Origin of the sequence: Anaerotalea alkaliphila (assembly GCF_010179735.1) — a bacterium.
Lineage (GTDB): Bacteria > Bacillota > Clostridia > Lachnospirales > Vallitaleaceae > Anaerotalea > Anaerotalea alkaliphila.
In genome coordinates, this window is sequence record NZ_JAAEEH010000026.1 from 1 (window position 1) to 20,745 (window position 20,745).

Annotated in this window: 19 protein-coding genes; 16 read left to right on the forward strand and 3 right to left on the reverse strand. The window is 58.4% G+C overall.

Annotated elements, in window-relative coordinates; all coding sequences use genetic code 11:
- Positions 1-201 precede the first annotated feature (201 nt).
- From GXN74_RS09735 to GXN74_RS09785, 11 genes are all read left to right on the forward strand, one after another.
- Entirely contained in the window at positions 202-1,752 is a 1,551-nt protein-coding gene (locus GXN74_RS09735; protein ID WP_162370744.1) for a glycoside hydrolase family 65 protein, read from the forward strand.
- Positions 1,665-2,267, forward strand: coding sequence for a glycosyl hydrolase family 65 domain-containing protein (locus GXN74_RS09740; RefSeq protein ID WP_162370745.1), 603 nt, complete (start codon positions 1,665-1,667; stop codon positions 2,265-2,267). The genes GXN74_RS09735 and GXN74_RS09740 overlap by 88 nt, the downstream gene beginning before the upstream one ends.
- A 161-nt stretch (positions 2,268-2,428) precedes the next feature.
- Positions 2,429-3,478: a [FeFe] hydrogenase H-cluster radical SAM maturase HydE gene (hydE, locus tag GXN74_RS09745; protein ID WP_425481847.1), complete on the forward strand. Its 1,050-nt coding sequence runs from the start codon at positions 2,429-2,431 to the stop codon at positions 3,476-3,478.
- Between the two features lie 110 nt (positions 3,479-3,588).
- Positions 3,589-5,124, forward strand: coding sequence for a sodium/proline symporter PutP (gene putP / locus GXN74_RS09750; RefSeq protein WP_162370746.1), 1,536 nt, complete (start codon positions 3,589-3,591; stop codon positions 5,122-5,124).
- Positions 5,125-5,137: 13 nt separating this feature from the next.
- Positions 5,138-6,046: an AEC family transporter gene (locus GXN74_RS09755; RefSeq protein WP_162370747.1), complete on the forward strand. Its 909-nt coding sequence runs from the start codon at positions 5,138-5,140 to the stop codon at positions 6,044-6,046.
- A gap of 134 nt (positions 6,047-6,180) precedes the next feature.
- Complete coding sequence (locus GXN74_RS09760) at positions 6,181-6,597, forward strand: archease (RefSeq protein ID WP_162370748.1); 417 nt, start codon at positions 6,181-6,183, stop codon at positions 6,595-6,597.
- Entirely contained in the window at positions 6,594-8,042 is a 1,449-nt protein-coding gene (locus tag GXN74_RS09765; protein ID WP_246208666.1) for an RtcB family protein, read from the forward strand. The genes GXN74_RS09760 and GXN74_RS09765 overlap by 4 nt, the downstream gene beginning before the upstream one ends.
- Before the next feature lie 10 nt (positions 8,043-8,052).
- Positions 8,053-8,928: a deoxyribonuclease IV gene (locus GXN74_RS09770; RefSeq protein WP_162370749.1), complete on the forward strand. Its 876-nt coding sequence runs from the start codon at positions 8,053-8,055 to the stop codon at positions 8,926-8,928.
- Between the two features lie 85 nt (positions 8,929-9,013).
- Positions 9,014-10,519, forward strand: coding sequence for an MFS transporter (locus GXN74_RS09775; RefSeq protein WP_162370750.1), 1,506 nt, complete (start codon positions 9,014-9,016; stop codon positions 10,517-10,519).
- A gap of 137 nt (positions 10,520-10,656) precedes the next feature.
- Entirely contained in the window at positions 10,657-11,115 is a 459-nt protein-coding gene (locus GXN74_RS09780; protein WP_162370751.1) for an RpiB/LacA/LacB family sugar-phosphate isomerase, read from the forward strand.
- A gap of 28 nt (positions 11,116-11,143) precedes the next feature.
- Positions 11,144-11,965 carry a ZIP family metal transporter gene (locus GXN74_RS09785; RefSeq protein WP_246208669.1) on the forward strand — a complete coding sequence of 274 codons (822 nt, stop codon included), beginning with the start codon at positions 11,144-11,146 and terminating at the stop codon, positions 11,963-11,965.
- Between the two features lie 72 nt (positions 11,966-12,037).
- Here GXN74_RS09785 and GXN74_RS09790 read toward each other — a convergent pair whose 3' ends face one another.
- On the reverse strand, positions 12,038-13,708 hold the full coding sequence (locus GXN74_RS09790) for a glycoside hydrolase family 13 protein (protein ID WP_162370753.1): 1,671 nt from the start codon (positions 13,706-13,708) through the stop codon (positions 12,038-12,040).
- Positions 13,709-13,877: 169 nt separating this feature from the next.
- Between GXN74_RS09790 and GXN74_RS09795 the strand changes: the two genes are divergently transcribed.
- Both GXN74_RS09795 and GXN74_RS09800 read left to right on the forward strand, forming a co-directional pair.
- A complete protein-coding gene (locus tag GXN74_RS09795) occupies positions 13,878-14,486 on the forward strand; it encodes a class I SAM-dependent methyltransferase (RefSeq protein ID WP_162370754.1) in 609 nt (202 codons plus the stop codon).
- Positions 14,480-14,881 carry a secondary thiamine-phosphate synthase enzyme YjbQ gene (locus tag GXN74_RS09800; RefSeq protein WP_162370755.1) on the forward strand — a complete coding sequence of 134 codons (402 nt, stop codon included), beginning with the start codon at positions 14,480-14,482 and terminating at the stop codon, positions 14,879-14,881. Before GXN74_RS09795 ends, GXN74_RS09800 begins: the two co-directional genes overlap by 7 nt.
- Before the next feature lie 56 nt (positions 14,882-14,937).
- Here the strand turns inward: GXN74_RS09800 and mnmH are convergent, their stop codons facing one another.
- Both mnmH and selD read right to left on the reverse strand, forming a co-directional pair.
- Positions 14,938-16,032, reverse strand: a complete 1,095-nt coding sequence (gene mnmH, locus GXN74_RS09805; RefSeq protein ID WP_162370756.1) for a tRNA 2-selenouridine(34) synthase MnmH — start codon at positions 16,030-16,032, stop codon at positions 14,938-14,940.
- 20 nt (positions 16,033-16,052) lie between these two features.
- Positions 16,053-17,117, reverse strand: a complete 1,065-nt coding sequence (selD, locus tag GXN74_RS09810) for a selenide, water dikinase SelD (protein WP_162370757.1) — start codon at positions 17,115-17,117, stop codon at positions 16,053-16,055.
- Positions 17,118-17,220: 103 nt separating this feature from the next.
- Between selD and GXN74_RS14860 the strand changes: the two genes are divergently transcribed.
- The 3 genes from GXN74_RS14860 to GXN74_RS09825 all read left to right on the forward strand — a co-directional run bounded on the left by GXN74_RS14860 (position 17,221) and on the right by GXN74_RS09825 (position 20,737).
- Entirely contained in the window at positions 17,221-18,138 is a 918-nt protein-coding gene (locus GXN74_RS14860) for a transglutaminase domain-containing protein (RefSeq protein ID WP_162370758.1), read from the forward strand.
- 62 nt (positions 18,139-18,200) lie between these two features.
- Positions 18,201-18,908 (forward strand): tRNA threonylcarbamoyladenosine dehydratase, encoded by a 708-nt coding sequence (locus tag GXN74_RS09820; protein ID WP_162370780.1) that lies wholly within the window; start codon positions 18,201-18,203, stop codon positions 18,906-18,908.
- On the forward strand, positions 18,905-20,737 hold the full coding sequence (locus GXN74_RS09825; protein WP_162370759.1) for a cache domain-containing sensor histidine kinase: 1,833 nt from the start codon (positions 18,905-18,907) through the stop codon (positions 20,735-20,737). Before GXN74_RS09820 ends, GXN74_RS09825 begins: the two co-directional genes overlap by 4 nt.
- Positions 20,738-20,745 lie beyond the last annotated feature (8 nt).

Below are 20,745 nucleotides of genomic sequence, written 5' to 3' on the forward strand. Positions count from 1 at the left end.
GCTCCTTCGTGAAGAAGTGGGACCTGATCATGACGGCGGTGCTCATGGCGGCGGCCCCCATCGTGGTGGGGTTCCTGTTCGCCCAGAAGCACATCATCAAGGGCATGGTTGCGGGTGCCGTGAAATAAGCTTGGAGGGGACTGTACGGTCGTACGGTCCCCTTTTGACTGGAACAGGGTTTGAAGGTTTGGAGGTATGCGTATGAAATTTCAGGCAAGTACGGACAACCAGACGCTTTTGGTCCAGGAGAGCCTGCTCTCCACGGCCAACGGCTACATCGGCATACGGGGGAATTTTGAAGAAGGCTATGGCATGGGGGACGAAACGATCCGCGGCACCTACATCAACGCCTTCCACGAAGTGGTGGACCTGGCCCATGGGGAACCTGTCTGTGGCTTTCCGCAGACGGCCCAAAAGATGCTGAACGTTGTGGACGGACAGACAATCCGGATCAAGGTGGACGGCGACCTTTTTTCCCTGGACCAGGGCAGGATACTGGAGGTGGACCGGGAACTGGATCTGGAAAAAGGGGTGGCGGTCAGAAGTGTCCGCTGGCGTTCCCCCAAGGGACATGAGATGGAATTCCTCATCCATCGGATGACCTCCTTTGTACAGAAGGAACTTTTCCTCATCGACTACAGCATCAGGTCTGTCGACGACAAGGTGGAAATCCAGATCGAATCCACTTTGGATGGGGATGTGCAAAACCACCCCGGGGCCTCTTCAGGCCAAGCCAAGCTTCTGCATGTGCGGGAGGTTCGGGTGGAGGACAAAAAAGCGGTCATCCGTGCGGATGTGGAACGGGCGGGGCTGTCCATGGCGGCCGCCATGGCCCATGATGTGCCCATGTCCTATCGGGTCGGGGAGCAGGCGGTGGAGGGAATCCACCGAATTGTGCTAGGGCAGGGGGAAAGCTTCCGTTTCAGCAAATATGTGGCCTATGCGGACAGCCTGCGGCATCCCGAGCCGGTGGCCGCTGCCCTGGAGATTCTAGAGGAAGCCCTGTCCAGGGGAAGCGGTCATTGGCACCAGGCCCAGGAGGCATATCTGGCGGATTTTTGGCGCCATGCGGCGGTGAGGATAGATGGAAACCCCGATGCCCAGGAAGCGGTGGCCTTCAGCACCTACCAGCTGCTGTCCTCTGCGGGAAAGGATCCCCACAGCAGCCTCCCCGCCAAAGGACTCACCGGGGAAGGGAATGGGGGGCAGTATTCCTGGGATACGGAAATCTTCGCTCTTCCGGTGTTCACCCTGGTCAAGCCGGATGTGGCGAGGAATCTGCTGGCCTTCAGGCATACCGGCCTGGATGCCGCCAAGGAAGAGGCCCGTCTGCTGGGACATGCCAAGGGGGCCAAAATCCCTTGGAGGACCATTTCCGGCAGCGAGTGCTCCACCTGTTTTCCCGCAGGGCAGGCCCAGTACCATATCAACGCAGATGTGGCCTACGCCCACATCCAGCACCATCTCCATCAGGGGGATGTGGAATTCCTTTTACAGACCGGTTACGAGGTGGTTCTGGAGACGGCCAGGCTTTGGATGGAGACCGGACATTTCGGCGCATCCGACGGCAAGTTCCGGATTGATGCGGTGACCGGTCCGGACGAATACACTGCCCTGGTGGACAACAACTATTTCACAAACGCCATGGCCCAGTACCACCTGCATTGGACGGCGAAGCTGGCGGGTATCCTGAGGGAGGCCGACGGGGAGCGCTGGGAGATTATCCTCTCCTGCTGCACTACCATCCCCTGACCGTCTACAGGCACAAGGTCCTGAAACGGCCAGACACCGTCCTGGCCCACCTGCTGCTGGACAACGAGAGCGACGAGGTCATGCGGAATTCCTTCGAATACTATGAAAAGTATACGACCCACGATTCCAGCATGACCGATTGCGTCCACAGCATGCTGGCCTCCAGGATTGGAGACCTGCAGAAGGCCTATGATTTCTTCCGGAAGAGCATCCAGCTGGATTTGGACGACTTGTGCCACAACACTGTGGACGGGCTGCACATGGCCAATGCCGGAGGGGTGTACATGAGCGTGGTGTACGGCTTCGGGGGCGTCCGGATCAAGGAGGACGGACTCCATCTGCACCCTGGCAAGCCAAAGGAATGGGAGCGGTTCTCCTTCAAGCTGAACTACCGGGGCAAGGAAGTGGAGGTTATGGTCGGTGAGTTTCTGGAAATCCGTTGCAAGGGCAGCATGGAGGTTATCGTGAACGGGAAACGGCACAACGTCTATGAGTATCTTAAGATCGGGTACTGAGGGGGGGACTGCGGAGTTGGATTCCGCAGTCCTTTTTGTTTTTACCCACGGCAGGGGAGCCAACGAGGCTGCGAAATTCAAAGATATACTTGACAAAACATATATAATTAATTAATATGTAAAAAGAACCTATTATGGATGTGACAGGAGGATGGAAGATGGTGCGAAAGATGGTGGAAGAGATTGTGGAGCGTTTGGTCCTTGCCCAGGAGGCCAGACGGGAAGAATTGCTGCTGCTGCTGGGGGACTTGTCCCCGGAGGAGGCGGAGCACCTGCGGGTTGCTGCAGACCGGGTCAGGAAATCCTGTGTGGGGGACAAGGTGTACCTGCGGGGACTGATCGAATTTTCGAACATCTGTGTGCAGGATTGCCTGTATTGCGGCATCAGGAGGTCCAACCAGGAGGCCGACCGGTACCGGCTGGACCTGGAGGACATCCTGTCTTGCGTGGACGAAGGCAAGCGCCTGGGGTACAGGACCTATGTGCTGCAGGGTGGGGAGGATCCCTACTATACGGACGAACGGATTGTGGAAATGGTCCGGGCCATCAAGGAGAGGGATCCGGAATGCGCCGTCACCCTGTCCGTCGGGGAAAAGGAACGGGAGAGCTATGAGCGGTACTACCAGGCGGGAGCGGACCGCTACCTCCTGCGGCATGAGACCCATTCCAGGGAGCTGTACGAACAGTTGCATCCGGGGATGTCCTACGAGAACCGCCTGCGCTGCCTGCAGGACCTGAAGGAAATCGGCTTCCAGGTGGGGGCGGGCTTCATGGTGGGGCTTCCCGGACAGACTGTGGCGGACCATGTGGAGGACCTGCTCTTCCTGAAGGAGCTGCAGCCCCACATGGTGGGAATCGGCCCCTTCATGCCCCAGCAGGACACCCCCCTGAAGGACGCCCCGGCAGGAACTGCCGAAATGACCTGCAGGCTGTTGTCCATCCTGCGGCTGCTGCTGCCCAAGGTGCTCCTTCCGGCCACCACCGCCCTGGGTTCCATCGATCCGAAGGGCAGGGAACAGGGGTTGCAGGCCGGAGCTAATGTGGTCATGCCCAACCTGTCCCCCACCCGGGTCAGGGACAAATACCTTCTCTACGACGGTAAAATCTGCACGGGGGACGAAGCCGCCCATTGCAGGGCCTGCATCGAGCGGAGGATCAATTCCGCCGGCTATGTGGTGGATATGGGAAGGGGAGACGGGGATATTTTGTAGGAAAAACCAATATACTAATCCGGGTGAATCGATTATAATGTCAAAGGAGGCTTGTTTTCACGGCGGATGCCGGAGAGGGGGACAAGCGAAAATACTACACGAGGAGTGGAATGATGACAGATGTAATGATTCATGCGATTGTGCTCGGCCTATATCTGATTTTCCTGCTGGGAATCGGCGTTCACTTTTTCAAGAACAGCAAAAGCCAAACGGACTATTTCCTGGGAGGTCGGAACCTGAACGTCTGGGTCACCTCCATGAGCGCCCAGGCTTCCGACATGAGCGGCTGGCTGCTGATGGGACTTCCGGGAACCGCGTTCCTGCTGACGAAGAACTACGGCATGGCGGAGGCGGTCTGGACCGCTGCCGGTCTGGCCTTAGGGACCTACCTGAACTGGCTGCTCCTTGCAAAGAGGCTCCGGAAGTATTCGGAGCATGCCGGCAACGCCATCACCATCCCCACCTATCTGGAGAACCGCTTCCAGGACAGGACCCATCTGATCAAAATGATTTCGGCGGTGTTCATCGTCATCTTCTTCCTGATCTACACGGCGGCGCAGTTTTCCGCAGGTGCCAAGCTGTTCACTGCCGTATTTGGGATGGATTACGAAGTGGCGCTGGTCGTGGGAGCGGTGGTCATCGTTTCCTACACCTTCCTGGGAGGATTCCTTGCTGTCTGCTGGACAGACCTGATCCAGGGAAGCGTCATGTTCTTCGCCATCTTGATCCTGCCGGTTCTGGCGGTGGTGAATCTGGGAGGAGCTTCCGATACGTTCGACCTGGCGGCCAATCTGGCGTCCCTGCCGGACGGTTTCGGGCTGGGGGAATGGCTGGGGATGGGAAGCATGGGAATCCTATCCATCGTCTCCATCGCCGCCTGGGGCCTGGGATATTTCGGCCAGCCACACATTTTGGCCAGATTCATGGGAATCAGGCATTCCGACGACATCAAGCCGGCCAGAAGGATTGCCACGGTCTGGGTGGTGACCACCCTGGCTGCGTCCACCCTGCTGGGCGTCATCGGGAAGGCGTACATGTCCACCAGGGTCTCTTCGGAGGTCCTGGAGCAGTTGGACGGCGAGAGGATCTTCATTTATATGGTCCAGAACCTGCTGACCGGTCCCGGCCTGGCCATCGTCGCAGGACTGCTGCTGACAGCCATCCTGTCCGCCATCATGAGCACTGCGGACTCCCAGCTGCTGGTCACCTCCTCCGCCATCTCCGAGGACATCTGCAGGAACATCTTCAAGTCCAGGATCACCGACGACCACCTGGTATGGATCAGCAGGTTCAGCGTGCTGGCGGTGGCGGTGGTTGCCGTGGGGTTGGCCAGCAATCCGGACAGCTCCGTGTTCGACCTGGTGGCCTATGCATGGGCAGGCTTCGGGGCGGCCTTCGGCCCCGCCATCCTGATCTCCCTGTACTGGAAGCGGATGAACTGGCAGGGGGCTTTGGCGGGCATCCTCTCCGGGGGCATCATGGTCCTGGTCTGGAGGAACTTCGTGAAGTCCACGATCAACCTGTATGAGATCCTCCCCGCGTTCCTGGTTTCGGTGCTTTTCATCGTGGTGGTGAGCCTGTTGACTGGGGAACCTTCAGAGGCGGTGCAGAAGGAATTCGACGGGTTCCTGGATACGGAATATTGAGGCGGGCAAGGGTATGAATGCATTGACAACACAAATCCTGGCGCTGGCGCTGATGATCGGTGTCGGCTTCTATGGAAGGAAAAGGGAGATCATCGGCGAGGAAATGATGGGAGGCATCACGAAGCTGTTGGTGGAAATCGCCGTCCCCCTGCTGATTGTAACTTCCTTTTCCATGGATGACGGAAACGCGCTGGAAGGGGTGTTGGGGAAGGCTTTCCTGTACGCCCTGCTGGTGTTCGCTACAAAACCCCTTCTTGCCAAGCTTCTCCTGAAGGGTATGGAGAAGGGCAAGGGAGGGGTCTGGCAGTTCTCCCTGGTGTTCTCCAACTGCGGCTTCATGGGGTTTCCTGTAGCCTACAGCGTTTATGGGAATGAGGGGATCATCTTCGCCTCCATCTTCAACATGGTCTACAACATCTTCGTGTGGTCCTACGGGGTCGCCCTTTTTTCCGGGGAGAGGGATGTGAAGGGGTTTGCGAAGGTGCTCAGGAGTCCGGGCATCATCGCATCGGTGTTGGGCATCGTCCTGATGTTGCTGGGAGTCCGGATTCCGGAGGTGCTTTTGGTTTCCATGAAGACAATCGGCAACACCACCACCCCCCTGTCCATGCTGCTGATCGGGGGCCTGCTGGCCGACGCCAACCTGCGGGGAGCCGTCAGGGACAGGAGCGTGTATTTCGGCTCCGTCCTGAAGCTTCTGGTGCTGCCCTTCCTCTGGTACGTCGTATTCCTCCTGCTGGGGGACCTTTCGGTCATGGTCAGGACCTATCTGCTCATGATCGCCATGCCCGCCGGGGCCATGACAAGCATCCTGGCGGAGGAGTACAAGACGGAGAAGGAGTACTCCGCCGTGGTGGTTTCCATGTCCACCCTGTTCTCCATCGCAACCGTACCGCTGCTCCTGCGGTTCGTACTGGTTTGAGAAAAGGCCGATAGGCCTTTTTTTAATTCCGGAATGAGGCAGAGGAACCGTCCCCAGGCATCATTCCATCGGCCGGCGCTTGCCAGGAGAAGGGGAAGGGCGTATGATGGAGGAAAAGGGAAAGGAGGGATCGGATGCAGCGGTACCGCTATTTGGAGCATACGGCGGATGTGCGCATGCTGGTGGAAGGCAGCGAACTGCCATCCCTGTTTAGCGCCGCGTTGGAGGGGTTGAACGGAATCCTGCGGAAGGATTCCGGCACCCTGCCCCGGCAGCCGGAGGAGGAGGCGCGGGTCGAACTGGAGGCGGTGGATGAGACGGCTTTGCTGGTGGATTTCCTGTCGGAGGTGCTGGCCTTGTCCTCCATCCGACGGGCCGTCTTCTTCCAGGTAGAGTTCTCCACCCTGGATGGCCGGTCGCTTTATGCCACCCTGCACGGCAAGAGGGTCGACGGGTTCGACGAGGAGGTGAAGGCGGTGACCTACCATGAAGCCGAAGTGAAGCTGACCGGGGAAGGAGATTACCGTACGGTAATTGTGTTCGACATATGATGGATTTGAGAGATTTGCGCAGGATCCACCCCTATCTTTGGGAGATTCCGGCTGGATACCGGGAGGACATGCGGATCCCCTGCCGCATTTTCGCCTCCAAGGAGATGCTGGAAGAGATTGTGAAAGACAGGTCCCTGGAACAACTGGTCAACGTGTCCGCCCTGCCGGGGATGCAGAAGGCGGCCTATGTGATGCCGGATGTGCATGAAGGCTACGGATTCCCCATCGGAGGGGTTGCTGCGGCGGCCTGGCCGGACGGGGTCATCTCCCCCGGCGGAATCGGGTACGACATCAACTGCGGGGTGCGGCTGTTGAAGACGGAACTGTCCCACCAGGAGCTGCAGCCCCATCTCCGGCGCCTGGGAGAAAGGCTGTACATGGCCGTCCCCTCCGGCGTGGGCAAGTCAGGCTTCATCAAGCTCAGCAAGGAGCATTTGGACAAGGTTCTGGAAAAAGGCGTTCCCTGGCTGGCGGACATGGGGTACGGGGGCGAGGAGGACATCGACTGCATCGAGTCCAGGGGATGCCTTGAGAACGGGGACCCCTCCGCGGTATCGTCCCATGCCAAGGGGAGGGGAATAGACCAGCTGGGGACCCTGGGGGCGGGCAACCACTTTGTGGAGATCGACCGGATCACCCACATCTATGACCAAGAGACCGCCAGCGCTTTCGGTCTGTTCGAGGGGCAGGTGGTCATCCAAATCCATACGGGTTCCCGGGGACTGGGGCATCAAGTGGCGACAGACCATATCAAGGTCCTGCTGGGGGCAATGAGGAAATACGGCATCACCGTTCCGGACAGGGAACTGGCATGCGCCCCCCTGACCTCCCCGGAAGGGAAGGAGTATGCAGGTGCCATGGCCGCAGCCGCCAACTTTGCCTGGGCCAACCGGCAGGCCATCACCTTTTTCATACGGAAGACCTGGCACGAGGTCCTGGGAGACCAGGGAGGGCACCTGTCCCTCCTCTACGACGTCGCCCACAACATCGCCAAGGTGGAGGAGCACAGGGGAGAGGACGGGGTCCGGCGGAAGATGGCCGTCCACCGCAAAGGGGCCACCCGGGCCTTTGGTCCGGGCCATCCGGAGGTAACTCCCCGCTACAGGAATTTCGGACAGCCGGTCATCATTCCGGGAAGCATGGGAACCGCGTCTTATGTGCTGGCGGGAACCGAGTCCAGCATGGAATTGGCCTTCGGTTCCTGTTGCCACGGAGCGGGGAGGCAGATGTCCCGCCATGCCGCCAAGAGGGCGGTCCGGGGAGAGCGGGTCAGGGACGACCTGCACCAGCAGGGAATCCAGGTGTACAGCGGCTCCATGGCGGGTCTTGCGGAAGAGGCGCCCATGGCCTACAAGGATGTGGATGCGGTGGTGGATGTGGTGGAGGCAGCGGGCATCGCGAAGAAAGTGGCCAAATTGCGGCCGATACTGGTGATCAAAGGCTAGGAGGAAACGGATGTTGCACATAGGAAGCCATCTTTCGGTGGCGAAGGGGTTTCTGGCCATGGGGAAGGAAGCCCTGGCCATCGGAGCAGACACCCTGCAGTTTTTCACAAGGAATCCAAGGGGAGGCGCGGCCAAGGCCATGGAGGAAAGGGATGTGGCGGCATTTCTGCAGCTGCTGGAGGAGAACAGGTTCGCCCCTATCCTGGGCCATGCCCCCTATACCCTGAACCCCTGCTCCGCGGAGGAGAAGGTCCGGGAATTCGCGCTGGTAACCATGCGGGATGACCTGCGGCGCCTCGCGCACCTCCCGGGGGCCTTCTATAATTTCCATCCAGGCAGCCATGTGGGGCAGGGGGTGGAGGCGGGAATCGGTATGATTGCCGCCCAGCTCAACCAAGTCCTGCAGCCGGAGCAGGAAAACCTTGTCCTGCTGGAAACCATGGCAGGGAAGGGAAGTGAGGTGGGGAGAAGCTTCGAGGAGCTGAAAGCCATCCTGGACCAGGTGGAACACAAGGAGAGGATGGGAATCTGCTTGGACACCTGCCATGTATACGATGCGGGCTACGACATCGTGAACGACCTGGACGGCGTATTGGAAGATTTCGACAGGATCCTGGGGCTGGACAGGCTAAAGGCCATCCACCTGAACGATAGCAAGAACCCTTTAGGGAGCCATAAGGACCGGCACGAGAAGATCGGGGAAGGTAGCCTGGGGCTTGACGCCATTGCCCGCATCATAAACCACCCCAGACTGCGGGGATTGCCCTTCTATCTGGAGACGCCCAACGAGGTTGCGGGATATGCGGGGGAGATTGCACTGCTCAGAAAGCTTTTCCAGGAATCTCCTGTACAAAACCGACAACCGGCATTGAAACCAATGCTATAAAATGTAATATGTTCATACCTCTTCCTGCGGCTATTGGGTATAATTGGCTCACAAGCACAATAAAAAGAGTCAATGGAGGGAAAAAATGAACAACACAACAGCACAACAGGAGGTAGTCTACAAAAGCGCCAAGACATGGCAGATGGGCTTCTTCGCATTGAACAACACGGCAACAAACCTTTACATGTTCATGCTCATGTTCGTCATGTACTACGCCACGGGGATTGCGGGTCTAATGGTGGCGACCGTGGGATCGATCCTCACCTTCATGCGCATCTGGGATGGATTCACGGATCCCATCATCGGCTTCTGGATCGACAAAACGGAATCCAGGATCGGCAAGTTCCGGCCGTTCATGCTTATGGGAAACATCATCCTGGCCGTGATGACAGTCATCCTTTTCGCCACTACCCACCTGGTGCCGGAAAGCATCCGTCTCCTTTATTTCGTCGGAATCTACGGCCTCTACATCATCGGCTACACCTTCCAGACCGCATGCACGAAGGCCGCGCAGACGGTCCTGACCAATGACCCGAAACAAAGGCCGTTGTTCACCCTCTTCGACGCCATCTACAACACGGCCCTCTTCATCGGCGGACAGATGCTGGTGGCTTCCTATCTGGTGCCCAAGCACGGCGGATTCACCATGGATTTCTTCAAGGAGTTCCTGATGATGGGGATGGTCCTGTCGGCGATATTCACCGTCCTTGCCGTCATCTCCATCTGGAAAAAGGATGTTAAGGAGAACTGGGGCGCCGGGGAGGTCGTGAAGACCAGGTTCAGGGACTACTTGCCCATCATCAAGGGAAACAGGCCCCTGCAGATGTTGATCGTTTCGGCCGCCACGGACAAGTTGGCCAACCAGACAAAGAGCAACGCCGTCACAACGGTCATCGTCTACGGCGTGTTGATGGGGAACTACGCGCTTTCGGGCAAGCTTATGCTGATCACCGCAATCCCCACCATCCTCATCACCTTCGTCGGAATCGCGCTGGCCAGAAGGACAGGGATCAAGAAGGCGTATGTTCTGGCCACATGGATCTGCGTTGGACTCTCGGTTGGCCTGCTGGCGTTCATGCGCATCATCGACCTGAAGACCATCTCCATCACGCCCCTGAACGGGCAGACTGTCCTCTATCTGGCCATCCTCTCCCTGTTGGGCGGTGTGGCGGCGGTGGGAGGGAACATCGTCATCCCCATGATTGCGGACACCTCGGATTATGAGACCTTCAGGACGGGACGCTACATCCCCGGCATGATGGGGACCATCTTCTCCTTCGTGGACAAGCTGATCTCTTCCCTGGCGACGGCCCTGATCGGCTTCATGCTTGCCTTCATCGGGTTCAGGGAAACCCTTCCCACCGTGGACACCCCCTCCTCGGAACCTCTGTTCTGGATGGCCATGCTCTTCTTCATAGGCATGCCTGTCTTCGGCTGGCTGGCATCCCTGATCGCCATGAAATTCTATGAACTGGACGGCACCCGCATGAAGGAAATCCACCAGATCTTGCATGAACGGAAGCTCAGGGAGACAGCACCTGGGGAAATCGTGCTGGACGACGAATTCACGGACGACAAGACGACGTATTGAACAACAAAGGAAACGGACGAAACAGGAAAAACCGGGACTCGAAATGGGTCCCGGCTTTTTCCTTTCCCGGCGCAAACCGCTTGAAATGCAACGGTGATGGGCGTATGATGGAGGTATGATCGAAAGGAGGAAGTGCCATGAAGATAGCGATGGCTTGTGACCATGCGGGGTTCGGTTTGAAAGAGGAAATCAAGGCCCTGTTGCAGAAGGAGGGGCATGAGGTTGTGGACTTCGGGACGGATTCGGAGGCGTCCTGCGACTTGCCGGACTACATCTATCCTGCCGCGCTTGCAGTGGGGAGGCAGGAAGTGGAACGGGGAATCTTCGTCGACGGGGTCGGCTACGGCAGCGCCATGATTGCGAACAAGGTGCCGGGGGTCTATGCCGCCGTGTGCCAGGACCCTTTTTGTGCCCAGCTGGCACGGTCCCATTCCGATACGAATGTGCTCTGCATTGGGGGAAAGATCATCGGATCCGCCATCGCCGCGGAAATCGTCAAGGTCTGGATGGCCACGGCCTTCCTGGCGGATGTGGAGAAGTATGCGGTCAGGGTGGAAAAAGTGAAGGAAATAGGAAGGAAACATCTGGTATGGTGATTCCTAAGGAAGGCGGGTGGCAGGGATGATGGACTGGGTTGGCCAATGGACACCGGTGCAGCAGGCGCTGCTGGGCACTTTGTTCACCTGGGCCCTCACGGCCTTGGGGGCGGCCATGGTATTCTTCTTCAAGAGCATCAACAAGACCGTGTTGAACGGGATGCTGGGGTTCGCCGCCGGCGTCATGATAGCCGCCAGTTTCTGGTCCCTGTTGGCGCCGGGGATCGCCATGGCGGAAGAGCTGGACCAGACCGCTTGGCTGACCGCAGCTGTAGGCTTCGTGGCGGGAGGCGCATTCCTTTTTCTGGTGGACAAGCTGTTGCCCCACCTGCACATGGGATTGGCCAGGAACCAGGCGGAGGGCATCAAGACCCATTGGCAGAGGAGCGTACTGCTTGTCCTGGCCATCACCCTCCACAACATCCCCGAGGGATTGGCGGTTGGCGTGGCGTTCGGCGCCGCGGCGGCGGGTTCGGCGTCTGGTGCGACTGTGGCCTCTGCGGTCGCCCTTGCCATCGGCATCGGATTGCAGAATTTTCCCGAAGGGGCGGCGGTGTCCGTCCCCCTGCGAAGGGAAGGGTTCACCCGTAGGAAAGCCTTCCTGTTCGGCCAGGCCTCGGGCATTGTGGAGCCCGTTGCGGGAGTGCTGGGGGCATTTGCGGTCCTAACGGTTAGGCCCATCCTGCCCTACGCACTGGCCTTCGCGGCGGGCGCCATGATTTATGTGGTCGTGGAGGAACTGATTCCGGAGGCCCAAAGGGAAGAGGGCGGATCCAAGACGGATGTGGCGACCATTGGTGCGATGCTGGGGTTCACCGTCATGATGGTCCTGGACGTGGCATTGGGTTGAAGAACTGGAGAAGGCAGGAAAGGGGCGGCTGCACAACCGATGCGGGAGTGCAGCCGCCCCTTTCCTGCCCGTTCAAAGGACTTCGTAGACCACCGATTCATAGGGCCGCAGGGCAAGCGGCTTCAGGCCTGTGGAGGAATCCTTGTAGTTGCTGATGACGATGCCCACAGGGATGTCGTCGAAGCGCCTTTCCAGCGTACGGCCGGTGAAGTTGGAAACCACCAGCAGGGTCTTTTTGCCGTCGGAGCGCTTGTAGCAGTAGGCATCCGGATCCTCCGGCAGCAGCAGCCGGTGTCCTCCATAGACGATGACGTTCGAGTAGGGGCTGTCCTTCCGCAGGGCGACCAGCTTCCTGTAGTGGTGGAAGACGGAGTCCGGATCTTCCAGGGCGGCTTCCGCATTGACCGTCTTGTGGTTTTCGTTCATTTTGAGCCAGGGGGTGCCTGTGGTGAACCCTCCATTGGCACCGCCGTTCCAATGCATGGGCGCCCTGGCGTTGTCCCTGGAGAAGGGCCGGATGATGTCCAGGGCTTCCTCGTCGCCCATGCCCTGGTCGCTGGTTAGGATTTCGTAGCGGTGGTGGTCGTACAGGTCGTTGTAGTCTCCGATGCAACCGTAGTAGGTGTTGGTCATGCCCAGCTCTTCGCCCTGGTAGATGTAGGGGGTCCCCTGCATGAAATGAAGGGTCGTGCCCAGCATTTTGGCACTTTCCACCCGGTAGGCGCCGTCGTCGCCGTAGCGGGAAACGGCCCGGGGCTGGTCGTGGTTGGACCAGTAGAGGCTGTTCCAGCCTTGCCCGAAAAGGTCTTCCTGCCATCGGGACATGATTTCCTTGAGCTTGGGGAGGTCCAGGGGAAGCTTGGGGGAAAGGCTTCCGGGCCTGTCCACATCCATGTGCTCGAACTGGAAAACCATGCCCAGTTCCTTGCGTCCGGGATGGGAATAGAGCTTGCCCTCGTAGGTGGTCACATTGGGGGTCTCGCCCACGGTCAGGATGTCGTAGCGGCTCAGGACCCGGAGGTTCATCTCCCGGAGGAACATGTGGGTGGAGGAGTGGTTGGCGAAATGGTCGATACCCATGACACCAATCCCCTCCAAGGCCCCGTCGGGAAAATCCTGGGGTTTGCCGATGAGGTTGATCACATCCATCCGGAACCCGCAGATCCCCTTCTCCAGCCAGAACTCCATCATGCCGTAAACGGCGTCCCGTACTGCGGGGTTTTCCCAGTTCAGGTCCGGCTGTTTCCTGCTGAAGAGGTGCAGGTAGCATTCTCCCGTTGCCGGATCCATTTCCCAGGCGCTCCTGGTGAACCAGGAGTTCCAGTTGTTCGGCGGGCTGCCGTCCGCCATAGGCTCTTTCCATATGTACCAGTCCCTTTTGGGATTGTCCTTGCTTGCCCGGGATTCCAGGAACCAGGCGTGCTCGTCGCTGGTGTGGTTCACGACAAGGTCCATTACAATCTTGATTCCCCGCTTGTCCGCTTCCGCAACCATCTCGTCGAAATCCGCCATGGTGCCGAACTCGGGTGCGATGTCCCGATAGTCGGAGATGTCGTAGCCGTTGTCGTCCATGGGGGAGCGGTAGACCGGACTCATCCAGACCACATCGACGCCCAAGGCCTGCAGATAGTCCAATTTCTCGATCACTCCCCGCAGGTCCCCGATGCCGTCGCCATTGGTGTCCTTGAAGCTGCGGGGGTAAATCTGGTATACGACTGCGTTGTGCCACCATTTCCTTTCCATAGAAAAGCCATCCTTTCCGGTCGGAAAATCCATTTGGGTATGCGTACATTGTAGCATTTCCAGGGGGCGCATGCAAACGGCAGGAGGGGGTTCGGTCAGAAAGCGGTGGCATTTCTTGCCGGTATGATTTACAATGGAAGTAGGTCGGAAGAGGAAGGGAAGGAGGGCTATGGACCGAACATTGCAGTACTATGAAGTCAACAAGGAGCGTTTCGCCCAGGACACCGCAGAGGCGGACATGGGGGAAATCCGGGAGGCTTTTTTGTCCCTTCTGCCAAGAGAAGCCAGGATCTTGGACTTCGGGTGCGGCACCGGGCGGGATGCCCGGTTTTTCAAGGACAAGGGGCATCCGGTCGTGGCCATGGACGCCTCGGCCGGGATGTGCGCCTTGGCCAGCGGGCGCCTGGGCCAGCCGGTCCTCCAGAAGCGGTTTCAGGAACTTCGGGAGAAGGAGGCGTACCAGGGGGTTTGGGCATGCGCTTCCCTACTGCATTTGCCTAGGACGGAACTTACGGAGGTGCTGGCAAGGGTGCGGGATGCCCTGGCGGACCAGGGGATCCTGTACATGTCGTTCAAGTACGGGGAGTTCGAAGGAATCCGGGACGGGCGGTATTTCCTGGACTTGAAGGAAAGTGCTTTGGATGAGGTGCTTGGGGAAACAGGAGGGCTGACCCTGCAGAGGGTCTGGACGAGCACGGATGTACGGCCCGGAAGGGAAAGGGAATTCTGGCTCAATGTCCTCGCAAAAAAAGAGAAAAAGGAGATGGACCTATGCTGAAGGAGATACCAGTCATTACAAAACATCAGATCGAGATGACCGACATCACTGTGGAAGTGAATGCGCTGGTGAAGGAGTCGGGAGTGCAGGAGGGGATCTGCATCGTCTTTGTGCCCCACACGACTGCGGGCATCACCATCAATGAGAATGCCGATCCGGATGTGAAGAAGGACATGGTAAAGGAATTGAACAAGATCGTGCCCTTTGAGGACAACTACAAGCATTTCGAAGGAAATTCGGCGGCCCATCTGAAGGCCAGCTTCATGGGATTTTCCCAGACCTTGATCATCCATGGGGGCCATCTGTTGCGGGGGACCTGGCAGGGACTGTATTTCTGCGAGTTCGACGGCCCCCGGCACCGGAAGGTCCATGTGAAGATCCAGGAGACCAGGTAGGGAAACGCAAAGACAGCGCATGGGATTTCCACGCGCTGTCTTTGCGTTTCCGCATTTCACTTCCCAAATCCGTCCAAATATGCCTGGACTTCCCCCCAACCGCCACGAAAGACCACCTTCCTGCGGGTGTTCTCCAACTGGTAGTTGTACATGGGGTCGTAATACTCCTCCAGCAGGATCCTGATCCAGCGGCTGTGTCCCGCGGAGGAACCGGTGGTGTCCTGGAGGGCGCAGGCGGAGAGGAAGGCCTCCTTGATCCGCTTGTGCCGGTCGCCGCCCAGACGCTTTCTTGCCCGGTCGATGCTGCTTTCGATGTATCCCCTCCAGAGGGCCATGCCGGATTCCTGTCCCTGCTGGAGGATGTGTTCCTCCTGGGACAGGACCACGTACTCACCCAGGATGTTTTCCACCCTTTTCTCCAGGGGCACGTCCAGCACCACCAGGTTTCCGGTAAGGAAATGTTCGTAGAGGGGTTTGGGGAGATAGCAGCGGCCGATGTGTTGGCCTTCGTCCTCCAGCAGCAGATGGGCGTGCCCTTGGTGCCGGTGCCGGATCAGCGCATAGGCCAAGGCGTTTTCGAAGTCTATGGTGCTTGGCTGGGGCTGGATCCGCTTGCCGAAAGCGGAACCCCGGTGCCGCGCCAGACCCTCCAGGTCCACGGACCAGGCGTACCGGTTCAGCAGGACGGTCTTGCCGGAGCCGGTGCAGCCTCCCAGGATGACGGGAACCGCAGTCTGGCGTTCGGGTGCCAGTTCCTCCATCAGGTAGTTCCTGAAGGCCTTGTAGCCGCCCTCCAACCGGGGGATTTCCCGGCCGGTGGCTTCCTTGATCCAGCCTTGGCTGATTTGGGAGCGCAGGCCGCCCCGGAAGCAGTAGAGGAGGGAGTCCGGATGCAGCTCCAGCTGTTTGGTCCAAGCGCGCACACGGCTTTCCCGGACCTCCCCCTGGACCAGCTGGTGCCCCAGCTTTACGGCCTCCTCGCTGCCCTTTTCCTTGTAGCAGATGCCCACCAGATGCCGTTCCTCGTCGGTCATCAGGGGCAGGTTCACCGCCCCCGGAAAGGCGCCCTTCTCGAACTCCACGGGCGCCCGGACGTCCATCAGGGGAGTGTTGTGCACAACAATCGAATGGAAATCATTCGTTGTCTCCATGGCGTTTCCCTCCTTCCAGGCTAGACGACTTCGATCCACACGTCACCGGCTTCCATGGTCTCGCCGATGGCTTCCAGTTCCAGACCGTGGGCCTTGGTGCAGGTGAGGAATGCGGGCACATGCTCCTTGCGGACCACAGCCAGCAGGCCGCCGGAGGTCTGGGCGTCGCAGAGCAGGACCTGCTGCTCCTCGGTCATGGGTCCGATATGGTGGCCATAACTCTTGAAGTTGTTCCGGGTACCGCCGGGAATGCAACCCATCTCCAGGTACTTCCGGGTGTTCGGAAGGAAAGGCACCTTGTCGTAGAAAATCCTGGAGGAGATGCCGCTGCCCTCGCAGATTTCCCCCAGGTGTCCCAGGAGGCCGAAGCCGGTCACATCCGTCAGTGCCTCCACCCCCTCCAACCGGGAGATTTCCGCACCGATGCTGTTCAGGGTGCACATGGCCTGGATGGCGGGTTCGATGTGTCCGGGTTCGATCTTCTTCCGCTTCTGGGCGGTGGTCAGGATGCCGATGCCCAAGGGTTTTGTCAAAAAGATGTCGCAACCGGGAACGGCGGAGTTGTTCTGCTTGAGACGGCTGTTCTCCACCAGGCCGGTCACCGCCAAGCCGAAGATGGGTTCTGGGGAATCGATGGAATGGCCCCCCGCCAAGGGGATGCCTGCGGCTTCGCATACGGACCTGCCGCCGTCCACCACTTGGCCGGCAACTTCCGGCGGAAGCTTCTGGATGGGCCAGCCCAGGATGGCGATGGCCATCAGGGGATTCCCTCCCATGGCGTAGATGTCGCTGATTGCGTTGGTGGCTGCAATCCTTCCGAAAGTGAAGGGGTCGTCCACGATGGGCATGAAGAAATCGGTGGTGCTGAGGACGGAAGTCCCGTTCCCCAGGTCGTAGGCCGCGGCGTCGTCCTTGCTGCTGTTTCCCACAAGCAGCTGGGGATAGGGAATGGAGGGTCTGGAGGAGACCAGGATGGTCTCCAGGGTGGAGGGGGCTATCTTGCATCCGCATCCTGCTCCGTGGCTGTATTCGGTCAAGCGGACGGCGTCCTGGACGGATGGGTTTCCGGTCGTTTTCTTTTCCATTGGGGAATCCTCGTTTCTTTTCTATTGGCTTGCCTGTTTGCGTTGCATTCGGCAGGGGCTTGGTATATTATAGCATAAAAAGGTGGTATTTGGAGGTGGTATTGTGGGAATTGAAAAGGGAGAACGGAAGGAGAGGCAGGGGTGCCTGCCGCAGCTCCTGCTCCTGTTCCTGTTCCTTGCGTTCGGCATGAAAATGGCCGGCTATCTCGGGATGGAGGAGAACAGCAGCCCTCTGCTGGCCCGCTACGGTGCCTATCTGGGGAGGCTGGAAAGCGGCAGCGCCTATGAGGAGCTGCAGGACCCTGCCAACCGCTATGCCTATGTCAAGGAAATCCTGGCGGGGAGGGAAGAGGATGTGAACCCCCCCCGAGGCATGACCGAGGAGTTCCTGGACACCATCAGTCTGGTCCTGGCCCACAACTGCGACTTGAACTATGTGGACTACACCAGCTACAACGACCGGAACATCCGGGTCTTCTACGACTATCCCGCAGAACGGATGCGGGAGATGGACCAGGCTGTGGAGGAAGCCGCAGAAAGCCTGGTGGAGGAGCTGGTAAAGCCCTACATGTCCGACCAGACCAGGGCCAAGGCCCTCCATGACCATCTCGTCTTGAACGTACGGTACGACCTGGAAAACTACAAGAACGACAGCCTCCCCAATGAGGCATACACGGCCTATGGGGCCCTGGTGGAGGGAGTGGCTGTCTGCGAGGGCTATGCGGCGGCCTTCAAGATCCTAGGGGAGAAGGCCGGACTGCAGGTGCTCTCCGTCACCGGTCGGGCCTCCACGGCGGAGGGGCTGGAGAACCATGCATGGAACATGGTGTTATCCGAGGGGAAGGTCCACCATGTGGACACCACCTGGAACGATCCGGACGATGTCCTGCCGGGGCAGGTGCTGGACACCTACTTCTGGGTTCCGGCTTCCCGGATGGAACAGGACCACACCTGGGACAAAGCGCAGTTCGGGGAAGAGGCCTTTCTTCTCAATGGAATCGTGCAGGACAAAAACCAATGAAAACGAGGTAGAGAGCTTTGAAGGAATTCGCAAGAACCCGGCTGCTGCTGGGAAGCAAATCCATGGAAGTGTTGCGGAACGCCACGGTGGCTGTTTTCGGACTGGGGGGTGTAGGCTCCTATGTGGTGGAGGGGCTGGTGCGGAGCGGCATCGGTTGCCTGCACCTGGTGGACCACGACAAGGTGGACGTGACCAACATCAACCGTCAGCTGATTGCCACCCAGCGAACACTGGGCAGGGAAAAGGTGGATGTGGCCCGGGAACGGGTGCTTGACATCAACCCCCATGCCCGGGTGGAGTGCCACCCGACCTTTTTCCTGCCGGAAAATGCGGAAAGCTTCGACTTTGCCCGTTACGACTATGTGGTGGACGCCATCGACACCGTGTCCGCCAAGTTGGCCCTGGTGGAGGCCTGCGGCAAGGCGGGGACCCCCATCATCAGCAGCATGGGGACGGGCAACAAGCTGGACCCCACCCGTCTGGAGGTGGCGGACATCTACGAGACGTCCGTCTGTCCGTTGGCCAAGGTCATGCGAAAGGAACTGCGGGCCCGGGGGGTGGAGAGGCTCAAGGTGGTCTATTCCAGGGAGGAGCCCCTGAGCCCCCGGGCGGAGGAGATGGAGGACGCAGGGCTGTCCGCCGCCTCCGGCGCCGTGGGGACAAGGAAGCGGCAGACCCCGGGAAGCGTGGCCTTTGTGCCCCCGGTGGCGGGCCTGATCATTGCGGGGGAAGTGGTGAAGGACCTGTTGAAGGAATCGTCCAGCCGATGAGAAGGAGAATCAGCGAGTTCGTCCTCCACAGACTGCGAGGCACCCATATCCAGTCCCGGTTGCTTGCGGCCTTTATCCTACTTTCACTGGTGCCTGGCCTGATAACGGGTGTTTTGTCCTACAACAGATCCAGCCAGGCAATCAAGGAAAAGATCAGCACCTATTCCAGCGACCTGCTGGGCCAGATCGACCAAAACGTCGCAAGGGAGCTGGACCGACTGGAGTACGACAGTGTCGACATCATGTTTTCCCGGGAGGCGCAGAGGGCCCTGAAGCACCATGAAAATCTTGGTGAGTGGGAGAAGCTGGATCTCCAATGGACCCTGCACGAGCTGTTGGTGAAGAAGTTCAGCTTCCTGCACGATGTATCGGATGTGGTGCTGTTCACAAAGGACGGCGACAAGATCATCGCCTACGGCAGTAGTGGCAGCAATGTGCTCAAATATGAAGCGGATTACATGGAAAGGCTCTATCATGCTGCAGACCGCCTGGATGGCGCTCCCGTATGGTTCCCAAGCAATATTGACCAGGAAATCCATAGTGTCAGGCTGCTGGTGAATGAGAACGACCAAAGGGAAGGAATCAATCTGGTCAGAGTCGTCCGGGATATTACTGAAGGGGCGCCCATCGGATATGTCCTTATCCGAACCAACGAGAGATTCTTTTCAAAAATATACCAGGATATCGATGAGGAAAGGCACCGAATCTTCATCCTTGATGAAAATGGCATGATCGTTTCCAGTCCGGATCCGGATATGGTCACGGGAAACACCTATCAAGATGCCGAGTTGCTGGAACAGATCAAGGTGGCTTCCAGGGATGGCATGAAGTCCTTCAACTATACCGTGGACCAGAAGTATCTGGTGAACTATACGGAAGTAGGTTCTGCGGACTGGTATGTCATAGGGATGATTCCGTATGCCTATCTGAACAGCGAATCCTTAAGAATCGGCATCCACGCCATGGGGGTGGGTATCCTCTGCATGTTGGTGGCGGTATTGATTGCGTTGGTCATTTCTAAGAGCATCTCCAAGCCGCTGACGAACATGGTCAATACCATGGAGAAGGTCAAAGAAGGGGATTTGTCCGTGGAAATCCAGGACAAGGAGGCGGATGAGCTGTCTGCGGTGGCCAGACATTTCGACGACATGCTTGCGGAAGTGAAAGCGCTGCTGGAGACAACCAAGCGACAGGAGAGGGAAAAGAGGGAAGCGGAGCTGCTGGCGCTGCAAGCGCAGATCAACCCCCATTTTCTAGCGAACACACTGAACAGCATTCAGTGGATGGCGAACATCCAAGGGGCGGAGAACATAGAAAAACTGATCGGCTCCCTGATCCAGCTGCTGAACGCCAGCATCGGAAGGGATGAAAGCAACATCCTTTTGGAGGAGGAACTGGAATACCTGAAGGATTACATCGTCATACAGGAGTTCCGATATTTCGACAAATTCAAGGTGAAGTTCGACATCGAACCGGAAACCCTCCATTGCAGGATTGCACGTTTCCTCATACAGCCCATCCTGGAAAACGCAATCATCCATGGCATCCAGCCAATGCAGGGTCAGGGATTCATCCTTGTCAAGTCATTCTTCGAAAACGGTAACCTGAAGATAACGGTAACCGATAACGGTGTCGGATTTTCCGATGGGGAGATGAGGGAGGATGGGATAAAGGAGCCGCTGAAGCGCAAGCAGGGGTTCTGCGGGATTGGCATGGCCAACGTCCAAAACAGGATCAAAATGATTTATGGTGATAAATACGGTATGAAAATCCAGAGTGTAAAAGACGTTTTCACCACCGTTGAGGTGACGCTACCCGTTCAGGAATAGGGGGAGGA

Coding starts and splice junctions, on each gene's coding strand:
- GXN74_RS09735 (WP_162370744.1), top strand. CDS start 202: ATGAAATTTCAGGCAAGTACGGACAACCAGACGCTTTTGGTCCAGGAG.
- putP (WP_162370746.1), top strand. CDS start 3,589: ATGATGACAGATGTAATGATTCATGCGATTGTGCTCGGCCTATATCTG.
- GXN74_RS09755 (WP_162370747.1), top strand. CDS start 5,138: ATGAATGCATTGACAACACAAATCCTGGCGCTGGCGCTGATGATCGGT.
- GXN74_RS09760 (WP_162370748.1), top strand. CDS start 6,181: ATGCAGCGGTACCGCTATTTGGAGCATACGGCGGATGTGCGCATGCTG.
- GXN74_RS09765 (WP_246208666.1), top strand. CDS start 6,594: ATGATGGATTTGAGAGATTTGCGCAGGATCCACCCCTATCTTTGGGAG.
- GXN74_RS09770 (WP_162370749.1), top strand. CDS start 8,053: ATGTTGCACATAGGAAGCCATCTTTCGGTGGCGAAGGGGTTTCTGGCC.
- GXN74_RS09775 (WP_162370750.1), top strand. CDS start 9,014: ATGAACAACACAACAGCACAACAGGAGGTAGTCTACAAAAGCGCCAAG.
- GXN74_RS09780 (WP_162370751.1), top strand. CDS start 10,657: ATGAAGATAGCGATGGCTTGTGACCATGCGGGGTTCGGTTTGAAAGAG.
- GXN74_RS09785 (WP_246208669.1), top strand. CDS start 11,144: ATGGACTGGGTTGGCCAATGGACACCGGTGCAGCAGGCGCTGCTGGGC.
- GXN74_RS09790 (WP_162370753.1), bottom strand. CDS start 13,708: ATGGAAAGGAAATGGTGGCACAACGCAGTCGTATACCAGATTTACCCC.
- GXN74_RS09795 (WP_162370754.1), top strand. CDS start 13,878: ATGGACCGAACATTGCAGTACTATGAAGTCAACAAGGAGCGTTTCGCC.
- GXN74_RS09800 (WP_162370755.1), top strand. CDS start 14,480: ATGCTGAAGGAGATACCAGTCATTACAAAACATCAGATCGAGATGACC.
- mnmH (WP_162370756.1), bottom strand. CDS start 16,032: ATGGAGACAACGAATGATTTCCATTCGATTGTTGTGCACAACACTCCC.
- selD (WP_162370757.1), bottom strand. CDS start 17,117: ATGGAAAAGAAAACGACCGGAAACCCATCCGTCCAGGACGCCGTCCGC.
- GXN74_RS09820 (WP_162370780.1), top strand. CDS start 18,201: ATGGAAGTGTTGCGGAACGCCACGGTGGCTGTTTTCGGACTGGGGGGT.
- GXN74_RS09825 (WP_162370759.1), top strand. CDS start 18,905: ATGAGAAGGAGAATCAGCGAGTTCGTCCTCCACAGACTGCGAGGCACC.